The following is a 12241-nucleotide window of genomic DNA, read 5'->3' as shown; positions in this document are numbered from 1 at the left end:
CGATCACCTGCCGGTGATCGCGCCACCGCCCGCCTCGCTTCGGCGTCCGGTCCGGCAACAACGGCTCTATCCGCGCCCACTGCGCGTCAGTCAACCGCACGACCAGACCAACGATCCGATGATCGGAAAGAAACGCCCTAGCTGCTCTGCGCCGAGCGCAAGCGCGCCGGGGAGAAGTTGCCGGCGCACGAGCGTCCAGCTCTTCCGCTCGTGCGCACGGATCCGCTCACTGCTCTCGTTGCAGATCCCGATCTTCCCTGCGCCGAACTCCTCGTGGACCAGGAGGTAGAGGTAGCCCGGCTGGTCCGGCTTGAATCCGAATCTGGCGCAGTGCTGGCAGGGAGCCCGCCTGCGTTGGATGACTTTGTCCAGTGTGGGTTCGACTCGTTTCCCGCATGCCTCGTGCTCAGCTGGCCAGGGCGCTGTGACACTCCCGGGAAACGGCTCCAGCGGCCGCAGCCCGGCGTCCTCCATGATCGAGACCGCGATCTCGGGATCAGTTGCCCGCTGTGCGCAGTAGCGGCACTTGGACTTCGTCTTCCGGGCGTTGGAGAGAGTCGGGTCGACAGTCTTCTTGCAGTTCAGGCAGCGGCTGCGCCACTTGGAGTTCAACCCGGGGTAAGCGACCAGGGGTTCGAGCCCGAGTGCGAGCATCTCGGCTCGCGCTTCTTCATCCGGTATGCGCATGGTGCCGGAGCAATAGAGGCAGGCCCCGTTGCCAGCGTAGGCCACACTCGAGTACCAGACGTCGATCTCCCTGCCGCACGCCTGGCAGCGGCAGCGCCAGACTGCCTGGGTCCCGGGAAAGGGCTCCAGCGGTTCGGCGCCAGCCGCGCGGACGGCCCCTTCCGCCGCTTCGGGGCTGACGCGGCGCTTCTCGGCTGCCGCTCGGGAACTCTTGCGCTGCCCGCAGTGGAAGCACACCCCCTGCCCTTTGGTGACCACGCTGGTGTAGGACGACCTCGTCTCCTGCTGGCACGTCTGGCAGATCCCCGCCCAGGGCTTGTCCACCCCCGGATAGGGCACCTGCGGATCAGTGCCGCGCTCCCGCATCGCCTGTGCCCGGGCTATCGGGTCGATCCGGGCCACGTCATCCCCCATCAAACACAGGCAAGCACTCCCACGCGGAGCTGACCCGACCATACAACCGCTATGCCTGGGAACATTGATGACGTCTCGTCACCATATGCCCCGGACACGGCCGCCACCTCTGCCCCACCAGACAGGCCTCAAGATCACAAGCGCGTACCTCAAGTAGCTTTCCAGCAAGGTAGTTATCTATACAGTTACGACATTTTCTTCTTAACTCAAGCACCGCACTTCAGTGACAGGGCAGTGCTGGCAGGGCTGTTGCAAAGTCGGCGTGATCTTGTGAAGTGGCTGGTCCGGGCCAAGGCCTTGGCAGCCTTTTTAGCAGCTGGTGAATTCACGGGGCCCCACCGGCCTTGACTACCTCTTGGATCACGGCTCGTAGCTCCTGAGCCCTCTCGAGGTCGGGGAGGTGGGCCGCCGGGCGCGCTGCGACGAGGTGGCGGTAGAGGGTGACGGCTTCTTCGATCGCGGCCAGGGCGTCTTCCAGCCGCCCGAATCCCCCAAGGCCCGCAGCAAGGGTGTAGAGGCAGGCGGCGAGGTCGGGGAGGTGGGCGTCAGGGCGTGCGGTGGCGAGGTGATGGTAGATGGTGACGGCCTTCTCGATTGCGGTGAGGGCGTCCTCCAGCCGCTCGATGGCCCAGAGCTGGCCGCCGAGGTTGTGGAGGCTGGCGGCGAGGTCGGGGAGGTGGGCGTCGGGGCGTGCGTCAGCGAGGCCGCGCCGGAGGGTGACGGCCTCTTCGATTGCGGTGAGGGCGTCCTCCAGCCGTCCGACTCCTGCAAGGGTCGCGCCGAGGTTGTGGAGGCTGGCGGCGAGGTCGGGGAGGTGGGCGTCGGGGCGTGCGTCAGCGAGGCCGCGCCGGAGGGTGACGACCTCTTCGATTGCGGTGAGGGCGTCCTTCAGTCGCCCAAGCTTCCCGAGCTGGACGCCGAGGTTGTCGACGCTCAAGGCGAGGTCGGGGAGGTGGGCGTCGGGGCGTGCGGTGGCGAGGTGACGGTAAAGGGTGACGGCTTCCTGGACCGCGGTGAGGGCGTCCTCCAGCCGTCCGACTCCTGCAAGGGTCGCGCCGAGGTTGTGGAGGCTGGCGGCGAGGTCGGGGAGGTGGGCGTCGGGGCGTGCGTCAGCAAGGTGGCGGTAGAGGGTAACGGCTTCCTCGAGCGCGGCCAGGGCGCCCTCCAGCTGCCCAAGCTGCCCGAGCCGACTGCCGAGGTTGTTAAGGCTGATGGCGAGTCGTGGCAGGCGGCTGGCGTCGGTTTGGGCTTGCCTGCGGTAGGTGCTGGTGAGGCGTTCTGCCACGTGCGCTGCCAAGGGGGCGAGCAGGTGGCTCGCCGCGGGCAGTTTGTCCGCCAGGGCCGTGAGGTCGTCCACGGGAGTGGCGGGATTGTCGGTGATCTGCTGGAGGGCGTCGAGGAGCGGGGTGGCGTGTTCAGCCTGGGCGGCGGTGTCGATGGCTGCGAGGGCGAGCGTGTCGGGGTGGGTGGTGATCAGGGTGGTGAGTTGTGGGCCGAGTTGGCGCAGCGGTGGGTGGGTGGCGGCGCGGGTGTAGAGAGTGAGGAGTTGCTCGGCCTGGGGGTGGTTGATCGGGGGGCGATTGCTATTGGTGGCGAGGTGGTGAGCGAGTTCGGGGTCGCGATTAAGGTGGCGGCCAATGAACCGTTCGGTGAGCCGATCGGGTTGCAGGAGCCCCCAGCTGCGGTCGTTGCTGGCGGGTGGGTAGAGGGCGGTGATCCAGGTGCGGACGCGTGTGCGCAGGTCGTGCATCTGGTCGGCGAGAGCGGGGACTCGGCGCAGAACGGCGTCGGCGTCGGTGTTGGTGTGGGCACCGAGGAGGAAGGCCGCCGCGAGCGCATCGGCGAGCGTGTCCTCACTCAATGCGGCCATGAGTCCGCGGGTCTTGGCCGCGGTGGTCCAGTAGCGGCGTTCGTGGACCAGCAGCCGGTCCTCCACCTCCGCGGCTGTGGGCCCCGCACCGCCGGTGTCCCCGATGTTGCCTGAGGTGCCGGTGGCGGCGTCGAGGAGGTCGGCGAGGGCGGTCATGTGCAGGGTCAGCGCGCCGGCGAGACCGGCCGCGCCGAGGGGACGGTCGCCGAGCCGGTCGGCAAGGGCGGGCCAGTCGTGGTCCCGCCAGTCGCCAATGCGCGGCAGGTGACGTGCGTAGCCATCGACGGCTTCCCGATACGCCTGCATGCGGGACTGGCCGGCTTCCGGCTCCAGCGGGCCGAGGGCGGTGACCGGGGAGCCGTCGAGTAGGTCTTCGGCTCGCGATGTGGCGCTCTGCAGGTTCTCCCACCAGTCGCCGGCGGTGCGGGCCAGCAGCAGCTTGAACGGGCTGGTGCCGCGGTGGCGGCCGGCGGCGTCGAGGAGGGCGAGGAGCTGGGCGGTGCGGGTCTCGGCGTAGTCCACGACCACGAGCAGGGGACGGGCCGCGCCGGCGAGAACTGCCAGGTCTTCGGGTGCCGCGCCGGGGGCCAGCCACAGCACTTGTCCCCGTTCGGCGGTGAGGGTGTCGGTGAGGTGCTGGGCGAGCCGGGTCTTGCCCTGACCGCCGGGTCCGTGCAGGAGATAGGCACCGAAACCCGGCTGCCGACTCCAGGCGTACAGCTGCTCGAGAAGCTTGGTCCGGCTGCGGAAGGGGACGATCTGGCGCCGGGCGTGCAGCAGCACAGCAGGTGAGCGGACCAGACCACCGGCCACGTCAGCAGTGTCATTGAGATGCTGCCACTCCACGGCCTCCAGAACGGTGCCAACTCCCGCGCCGTGCTCGGCCAGCACGGCGCGGAAGGACGGGTCGAGCAGAAGGACGTAGGCGGGCACCGCCTCCAGGACGGCACGGGAGCGTCCGCCGGGGTCGGCGGCGATGACACCAGTGAGCAGGTCCCCGCAGAACAGCGCGGCACCCGAGATCCCGCCCCACGGCGACTTCCCGTCCCCTACGGGCGCCGGCGGATGGCCGTCGATGTTCATGACGTACCGGTTGCCGACCTCCCGGTCCCCAGGGTTCAAGGTGCCCGTCGGGTGCAAAGTATCGGTGGGCCGGTCCTTGCGCTGGACGAGGTCAGGAGCACCCCAGGTCTCACACGGCGTGCCTGTCAGGATGGTGGCCAGCCGGCCCCACCGCATCGGTCTGCCGCCGTCCGGGGGCGTCCAGCCGCTGTCCTCGACGAGGACGAGTGCGGCGTCGTCACGCCCCTCAGGAGTACCCCGCCACACCACCTGCCCCGTGTACAAGGCCGCTCGGCCCGGCCGGAACACCGACACGCCCCCACCTGACGCGGGGACGACATGAGCGGAGGTGAGCACCAAATGAGGCGCGATCACATACCCCGACCCAGGGCCGCCGGAGCCCCGCACCACCACGATCCGGTCCTTCTCCACCCGCTACCCGTCCCCTTCGGCCCTGCCGCCGCCGCTTCTGTCCGCCTGTCAGTCCTCGATGTACCCGGAGACATCACCAGGACCCTCGGCACGGTCACTGTCACCGTGGACCATCACGTCGGTCCCGTCCGCGTTCTGCGGCGTCAGGGTGACCTTCACCTTGTGCGTGCGTCCCCGCGCCACACCGCCCTCCGTCCCCGCGGTCACCACCCACGCCTTGAACCCGGCCTTCACCTTCGCGTCCACCCGCAGCTCCACGGCGAACTCCAGCTCCACCGGGCCGACCTTGAACTGCAGGTTCTGGGCCGCCCCGCGCGCAGCCGCCTCCAGCAGCTCATCCCGGACCGCCGCCACCGCATCCGACAGCTCGATATCCACCACAGACCTCCAACTCTTCGACCAGTCAACGCGATCCGCGACCGGCACTACCAGTGAAGTCACCAACCGTAGGTACAGCACCACACCTGCCACAACACGCCAGATCAGAGCGTTGCGCGCCGCCTGCAACAAGGAACGAGACGGACAGCGGGATTCACGGGGGTGTGACCGGATAGACCGAAGCTCCGTTGGGGTGAGTGACCTATCAAGTCGCTTGCCACCAACGGAGCTTCAGTGTTTTGTGAGTCTTCCATGCCCGTGGCTGTGCTGTCGTGCCTTGTCACCGGTGTGGGTGACGGGCCCGAGGCGTGGGATCCGCGGGATCGGCGCGGGCGCCGGTATCCGCTGCTCGCGCTGGTCAGGGCGGCGGCTTGCGCGGTGGTGGCCGGGGCCCGTTCGTACGCGGCGATGGGCCAGTGGCTGCGGCGGGCTCCGCAGCACACGCTGGAGCGGCTGGGCTTCCCGCCGCGCGGTGTGCTGGGGGTGCGACCGGCGGCCTCGACGGACACCGTGCGCCGGATGGTCGAGAAGCTGAACCCGGCCGGACTCGCTACCCTGCTGCGGCCGACGGGCGTGCCGGGTTCCCGGCCGCGGCGGCTCGCGGCGGACGGCAAGAGCACCCGAGGCTCACGCACCCGTGACCAGCAGGCTGCGCACCTGCTCGCGATCATCGACCAGGACGACCGGATCCTGGCCCAGCTGCGGGTGCCGGACAAGACCAACGAGATCCCGTGCCTGCGCGACCTGCTGGCGACGCTGGACATCATCGGCGCCGTCGTGACCGCCGACGCCCTGCACACCCAGACCGAGACCGCCCGCTTCCTCGTCGAGCAGAAGAAGGCCCACTTCGTGCTGACCGTGAAGGCCAACCAGCCGACCCTGTACGCGGCCTGCCGGGCCCTGCCCTGGCAGCAGGCCACTGCCAAGTACTACGACCGCAGCCGGGGCCACGGCCGCGCCGAGACCCGCGTCGTCCAGGCCCTCACCGTCTCCCACTTCACGTTCCCACACGTCAGGCAGGTCGCCCGGATCACCCGGCACCGCACCGACCGCGCTACCGGGAAGCGGACCCGGGAGACCGTCTACGTGATCACCGACCTGCCGTCCTCGCGCGCGAAGCCAGCGGACCTCGCCGAGGCCGTGCGTGGGCACTGGGGCATCGAGAACAAGATCCACTACGTGCGGGACACCCTCTGGGACGAGGACCGCTCCCGCGTCCGCACCGGCCACGGCCCCGAGGACATGGCCACCCTGCGCAACGCCGCGCTCAACCACCTCCGCGCCGACGGCGCCACCAACATCGCCGCAGCCGTCCGCGACGTGTCGTACGAGCCCTTCAACAAGCCACTCGACCTCCTCGGCATCCCCCGCTGACCAGTGCGAATACCGGAGAAGTCAGACCTTGCAAGAGCCCTGGCAGTGCTGGGCTCGGAGAAGCAACTATGTCAACCAGTGCAGCTCAAGTGACATACCACTTGACGGTCCGAAATCTTCTTTGAATCTCAAGCATGCCTAGTCAGAAGCCTTCTCATGTTGTAACTAGAGAGAAGACTGACAACCACGCACTCGCCGCCAGCGAACGCCGACGCTTGCGCCACACCCTCACCGACGGGTCCGAAGGCGCGTGGCTGGCCCGCACCGCCGACCTCATCGACACCTGGGACATCCCCCTCGGGCCCGCCTTGCACAGCCTGTCGATGTGGGCCTCCCGCCACCCCCGCACGCCCGGGGCCCGGCTGGGTGAACGGACCGGGCCCGTACCCGACCGGCCCGCCCGCGGCCGGCTCCGACCGCTTCCCGCACCCACCGGCCACGAACTCGACGCCATCCTCGGCGAACGCTCCTGCCTGCCCTGGCAACTGGGTGAACTCCGCACCACCAACCTGACCCCCGCCGTCGACGGCTGGAGCCTGGGCGGCCGTGCCTGACCACCTTCAGGTTGAGCGGAACTGCCGGTCTCTGTCCGTGTCCGTCAAGGCACAGCATGCGGCTTCCCGGGCAGTCACGACTGGCATGCCGTAACAGTGTGTCACGACTCTCTACCCTATCGGGGGTCCGCGGTCGCGTGCCTCAGCCGGGTGAGCAGTCCCTGGGGCAGGGTGGCGTAGCCGACGAGGGTGTCGAGGGCGGTGTTGGCGGCTGCGCGTCGCTCGTGGACCGTCATTTGTTCGCATTCCTGGTACATGCGGTGGGCGGTGACGTCCTGGCTGGCGCGGGCGAGACGGCGGAAGGCCAGGCTGGCGTAGCCGGACGCATCGGGGTCGGTCTGGTTGTGCGGCAGACTTCCTTCACGTTTGGTGATCGCCTCGCATGCCAGCTCGACAAGGCGGGCGCAGGTCACCGAGTCCTCGACCAGCAGTGTGAGCGTCACGCCCTGGCAGGAGGTGCAACGCGCGAGCGCGGCACCGGTGACCGCCTCGAGCAGTGCGCGGTCCGCCTTCCAGCCGTCGGGGTGCGGGCCGGCGTCCAGGCTCAGGCCAGGATGGCGGTGGACACCCTTCGTACTGTCCCGGCGCGGTTTGTTGGGCTTCTGACGCCCCATGAGTTCCTCCTGGACAGCATGCAGATAGGGCCCCGCTCCCCCGCGAGCCTAGCGGCGTGCCCGTGCCGGGCGGGCGGGTTCAACCGAACGGCCCCCGCGACGGGTCCCAGTCCTGTAGGTCTGCAACCCGGCGCCGGACGTGGCGGCAGGTGGGCAGCGCCGAGTACGCCCTGTCGGACCGCCTCGGGCGCTGACCCCGTGTTGTCACGCCCGCCATCACTACCGGGCGTGGCGCGGGCGCGGGCGAGCCGTCCCGACTGCAGCGCCAGCCAGCCGCTGCCGCATACGCCATTCGGCTTCGTGCGTTGCGTGCTCACCACGTGGCGCGCTTGTCAGTGGCCCGCCATAATTGGGTGCGCACCTCATTTGGAAGAAATGGTTGAACCGAGAAGCAACCGACCCTACCCTGGGGCCTCTCATCGCCCTGGAGGTTGCATGTCGCAGGCAAAATCCAAGCTGAGGTTCAACTGCTTCCTCCTCCGCGAAGGGCTTGAGTCGTACGATCGGGCGTTTCGGGTGCAATATCGGCCGGGGAATACCCAGGGGATGAGGCAGCTCGGTCCCGGCGACGGCGTACCGGAGGGCTGTGTCGCCTACCTCAAGGAGAACTCCGACAAGGTTCCCGCCTGGGCGCGGCTCCTGACGCCCACGTTCTCCGAGCTTTCGTCCATCAAGAACATCTCCCACCGCCTCGTCATCTTCCTCCCTGTCCAAGGCCGGACCTTCGCCATCTGCTTCGGGTACAGCAGCTCCACACTGGAGTGGTCGCACATCGAGGCCAACTTCGGGTTGCGCTTCGCCGCCCGAAAGTTCGACAGCAATGCCATGAACGGAATCGGAAGCCGGAGGATCGATGCCTCCGCCCGGTCTCAATGGGTTCAAATACCGTCCAACTCATCCCTTAGGGACTTCGAGGTGGAGTTGGACGGTGAGTTCACCCGGAAGCTGGTCGGGAATCTCGAGGAAGGGATCGAGATCCCCGAACTAGGAGCCATCGTCGCAACCGATTCCGTATCGTTCAAAATCGACACCGATCTTCATGCGGTCCGTGACGTCCTTGCGCAGATGCTCCAGGCCACCCTGGGGAGCGAGGCATCACGCGACCTCGCTTTCATCGACTCCCTGGAGCCACTGCGGGCCACGAGTGAGGTTGTCCAGCGTCTCGAACAGCGGCTGGCCGTCGCTCTGTTCGAGACAACGGACGTCGCCGGAGCCGGCACTGCCTCAGCGGTGCCAGCGGACCTGATGGACATTCACGTGCTCGCTTTCGCCCCACCGGACGACATGTCGATCGAGAACCTCCATGACTTCGTGGCCCAAAAGGGCGGCGAATCGCGGGAGTTCGACGAGATGTCGTTGGCCTCCCTGCGATCGGCCGTCTCCGACCTTCCGGGCAGGAAAACCGTCGGCAGCCTGAAGAGCGTGAAAGTCATGGCACGGGATGCCAATGGCGAGCCGGCCAGCCCGGCGAAGCCCCTGAAGCACTGGCTCGTCTTCGAAGCCGGGGACGGGCAGCAGCGTTACCTGCTCACCCTCGGCAAGTGGTACGCCCTCGCCGAGGGCTACTACGAGAAGCTGGACCAGGACCTCGCCCAGATCGAGAACGTCACAGCGCTGCTGGGGCTTCGCACCTGGGACGACTGGGGACCGAGAAAGAACTGGGAGAAGCACTACAACGAGAAGGCCGCCGAGGACCGCGACGACCTCGTCTGCCTGGACCGGCACCGACTCTTCCCGCAGGACGGCAACGGCGACCAGGTCGAGGCGTGCGACCTCCTCCACGAGAACGGCTACCTGATCCACGTCAAGCACTACACCGGCAGCCAGACCCTCAGCCATCTGTTCTCCCAGGGGTTCGTCTCCGCCCAGACCCTTGTCGCGGACGCCTCCTACCGGCACGACTTCATCGACGCCGTGAAGTCCCTCTCGGACAACCAGGCCCTGGAGCAGGCCGCTGGCGCCAAACCGCCTCGCTTCGTCACCTACGCCATCGCTTTCGACGGAGCCCAGCGCCTCCCGCAGGACCTGCCGACGTTCAGCAAGGTCAACCTCCGCAGCTTCGCCCGGCGCGTCAGGATGGTCGGCTCCGTGCCGACCATCGCCCGAATACAGATGACCTTCAAGCCGAAGAAGGAGAACAAGGACGAGTAGCCCATCCGCTGCGCCGCGCGTGGGCCGGGTAGTCTGCGGCGCGTGTCGACATCGAGCGCTCGCCCAGTTCCGGGACTGGAGTCCAACTCCTCTCACAGCACTCTTCTTTGGCCTCCGCAGCCGGATCCGCTGCCGGTCGGGTGCGGCAGCCGCGAGGACCGGCGGCGGATGGTGCAGGCCATGCGAACGTACTGGGGCCTGCCGAACGGCGAGCGTGGCGCACGGGTGTGCGCGAGGAGCTGACGGCCTCGCAGAGCCGTCAAGGCGATGCGAATGCGTTCTGGGACGCGCACAAGACCACCGTGAGGGCGCTGTGGGCCAACCGCAGCGGTGGGCGGGGCCAGAGCGTGGTCGCAGACATCCATCCCGTGGCCCAGCAGTGGGATCCCTGCAACCCGTCGAGCCCCGAGGAGGTCTTGGCCACGGCCCAGCGCCGGGGCGTGGAGAGTCCCTACTGGTGGCGGTGCCCGCTGTTTCCTGAGGACCATCCCCGCTGGTCGGCCTGGCCGAAGGACCGGGTGCAGGCGGGCGCGGGCTGCCCGGCATGCCGGAAACTGACGCGGCTGGCGGACCTGCCCACTCTCGCCGCCCAGTACCGGGGCGACCAGCCGGTCGAGGACGTCGCCTACGGCTCCCACAGCCACGTGCCTTGGCTGTGCCGGACGTGGGCGGTGGACCCGGTCACCGGGTTGTGGCGCACGGTGGAGCACCGGTTCACCGCCGAGGTGAAGAGCCGCGCCCTGCAGCAGGACGCCTGCCTGGTGTGTGCCGGCTTCCTGGTCGACGACACGAACAGCCTTCAGACGTGGTTTCCCGAGCTGGCCGCTCAGTTGGACGACCCCGAGCTGGATCCCGCGACGATGCCGACGACAACGCACAACGCCTCCCAGAGAAACAAGACTCCGGACCCGGGGATGTACGCCACGCTCTTGTGGCGGTGCCGCCACGGCCACCGATGGGAGTCCACCATCTTGAACCGCGTCCAGGGCAACGGCTGCGGACAGTGCTCGACCTCGGGGATCTCCAAGGAACAGGTCCGGCTCGCCGCCGAGCTCGCCGAACTGTTCGATCTTGCCCCGGCACAGCGTCCCGATCCCCGACTGCCTGACGGCGTCCGCGACTTCGCCTCCCACCGCCTCGCCGTCCCGCCCGCGTTCAAGCCCGCACACTGGCGCTACCAGGACGTGGAGGTAGACGCCATCCTGCACCTGCCCGGGTTGGAGGCAGCCGTCGGCGTCGAGTACGACGGCTCGTACCACCACGCCTCCACCGTGCGCGAGGGAGCAGGGCGGCGCAACGAGCGGGAGAAGAGCGAGGTCCTCGCCAGCGCCGGGCTGCTGGACCTCGTGGTCCATGTCCGGGTCGGCGCCCTCGAGCCGCTCGAGGGAGAGCACCTTCTGAGCGTCGGCGTGGCCGAGCGCAGCGGGCCTTTCGAGCAGGCGAGCGCTGTCGCACGGGCCCTGCGCGAGCGCTACGCGGCACACTACTGGCCGCGCCTGGACGACTACCTCGCCGGTGGCGTGGCGGTCGCCCAGCACCAGGCGGACGCGTACATCGCCGAGGTTTGGGGGCAGTTGGCTCCTCCTCGCGCCAAGCGTCCCAAGGCAGAGCCGAAAGCACGCGCGCTGCGCGCGACCGCTGCGCATCCCGACAGCTGGCTCACACCGGTGGGTGAGCCCTACCGGCGACCGGGCAAGCCCCGCGAGATCGTCCGCGACTACCTGTGCCGGCGCTGCGGCAGCAACGAGATCGTCACCGCGGTCCAGTCGCAGGTCTCCTACGGCACCCGCACCAGTTGCGGGTGCCTCAAGGATGAGGTCTCCCAGCGCAAGCGCCCTGTGATCTCCCGCGAGGAGATACTGGCAGTACGCGCGTGGGCCGCCGGGCGCGGGCACGAGATCGCCGTTACAGGACGGGTGGCCGACCGGTTCACCGCCTCCTACCGGCTCGATGCCGCCGGCCGCTCGGATCTGCTGGGTGGGGACGGTCTCCTGGCCCAAGCTCCGGTCGCCGACTGGGCCCACCGGGAAGGCTGCGCTCTGGGCGTCCGCGGCCGGGTCACCAGCGACGTGTGGCTGGACTACGCACACCATCAGCTCACCACCAGCGACCGCCAGTTGACATAGCCGGGAGTCACCTGCAGTTCGGCGGCCTCATGGAGGACTTCGGCGATGGCGGTCGCCGCGTTTGGGACGCGTGGCGAAGGCCGGGAACCGGCCGGAGCCCGTATGCCTCATCCAGCCAACACCTGGCGGTTTTCGGCCGATCCGGCTGGGCCTGGGGAATCGACCTCGATTGTCCGCCGACCTGCAGTTGAATAAGGGTCCGCCCGAAAGTCGCCGGGCGAAGCGGCAGGTCAGGCTCACAGGACCTCCGAAGAAATGTCCTCTCCGAGGGCATTTGACCTCTGCTCGACCGCGCCCAAAAATAGAGTCAGCCAGCCTCGATACGGCTGTTTGTGCTGGCCAGAGGCCTGCTGCATCCTTCCGGCATGACTTCTGGTTTCGCCTTCTCGGTGGTTCTCGTTCTCTCCACACTGTGCCTCGCACTCCTGGTGGTGGTGTGGCATTGCTGCCGCGGCTCCCACGCATCGAGGCAGTCGGCACTGGCCGCACTGGACCGCTTGTGCTCCTGCATCGAGCGCATCACAGGGACGCTGTTGAGACGCCCACCTTCGCGCTTGTGACCCGCTCTTCGGTGTCTCG

General features: G+C 68.4%; 8 protein-coding genes. 4 read left to right on the top strand and 4 right to left on the bottom strand.

The genetic code is table 11. From position 1 onward, the window contains the following. Nucleotides 1–90: 90 nt before the first annotated feature. The 3 genes from ACGFZP_RS31920 to ACGFZP_RS31910 form a co-directional block, all read right to left on the bottom strand. Complete coding sequence (locus ACGFZP_RS31920) at nucleotides 91–1089, bottom strand: hypothetical protein (RefSeq protein ID WP_392939629.1); 999 nt, start codon at nucleotides 1087–1089, stop codon at nucleotides 91–93. A 337-nt stretch (nucleotides 1090–1426) separates the two neighbouring features. After that, nucleotides 1427–4465, bottom strand: a complete 3039-nt coding sequence (locus ACGFZP_RS31915) for a tetratricopeptide repeat protein (protein ID WP_392939627.1) — start codon at nucleotides 4463–4465, stop codon at nucleotides 1427–1429. A gap of 48 nt (nucleotides 4466–4513) precedes the next feature. After that, a complete protein-coding gene (locus ACGFZP_RS31910) occupies nucleotides 4514–4972 on the bottom strand; it encodes a trypco2 family protein (protein ID WP_392939625.1) in 459 nt (152 codons plus the stop codon). Between the two features lie 159 nt (nucleotides 4973–5131). Between ACGFZP_RS31910 and ACGFZP_RS31905 the strand changes: the two genes are divergently transcribed. Both ACGFZP_RS31905 and ACGFZP_RS31900 read left to right on the top strand, forming a co-directional pair. Next, nucleotides 5132–6217, top strand: a complete 1086-nt coding sequence (locus tag ACGFZP_RS31905; RefSeq protein WP_392939623.1) for an ISAs1 family transposase — start codon at nucleotides 5132–5134, stop codon at nucleotides 6215–6217. Between the two features lie 215 nt (nucleotides 6218–6432). Continuing rightward, complete coding sequence (locus tag ACGFZP_RS31900; protein WP_392939621.1) at nucleotides 6433–6771, top strand: hypothetical protein; 339 nt, start codon at nucleotides 6433–6435, stop codon at nucleotides 6769–6771. 116 nt (nucleotides 6772–6887) lie between these two features. Here the strand turns inward: ACGFZP_RS31900 and ACGFZP_RS31895 are convergent, their stop codons facing one another. Next, on the bottom strand, nucleotides 6888–7385 hold the full coding sequence (locus ACGFZP_RS31895; protein WP_392939619.1) for a hypothetical protein: 498 nt from the start codon (nucleotides 7383–7385) through the stop codon (nucleotides 6888–6890). A gap of 435 nt (nucleotides 7386–7820) precedes the next feature. On the opposite strand from ACGFZP_RS31895, the gene ACGFZP_RS31890 reads away from it, so the two are divergent. Both ACGFZP_RS31890 and ACGFZP_RS31885 read left to right on the top strand, forming a co-directional pair. Next, on the top strand, nucleotides 7821–9536 hold the full coding sequence (locus tag ACGFZP_RS31890) for a DUF6119 family protein (protein WP_392939617.1): 1716 nt from the start codon (nucleotides 7821–7823) through the stop codon (nucleotides 9534–9536). Between the two features lie 227 nt (nucleotides 9537–9763). Beyond that, nucleotides 9764–11662: a zinc-ribbon domain-containing protein gene (locus ACGFZP_RS31885; protein ID WP_392939615.1), complete on the top strand. Its 1899-nt coding sequence runs from the start codon at nucleotides 9764–9766 to the stop codon at nucleotides 11660–11662. The last annotated feature ends 579 nt before the right edge of the window (nucleotides 11663–12241 follow it).

It is taken from the genome of Kitasatospora sp. NPDC048239 (assembly GCF_043202015.1).
Lineage (GTDB): Bacteria > Actinomycetota > Actinomycetes > Streptomycetales > Streptomycetaceae > Kitasatospora.
This window is presented reverse-complemented; position numbering and strand designations above follow the sequence as displayed.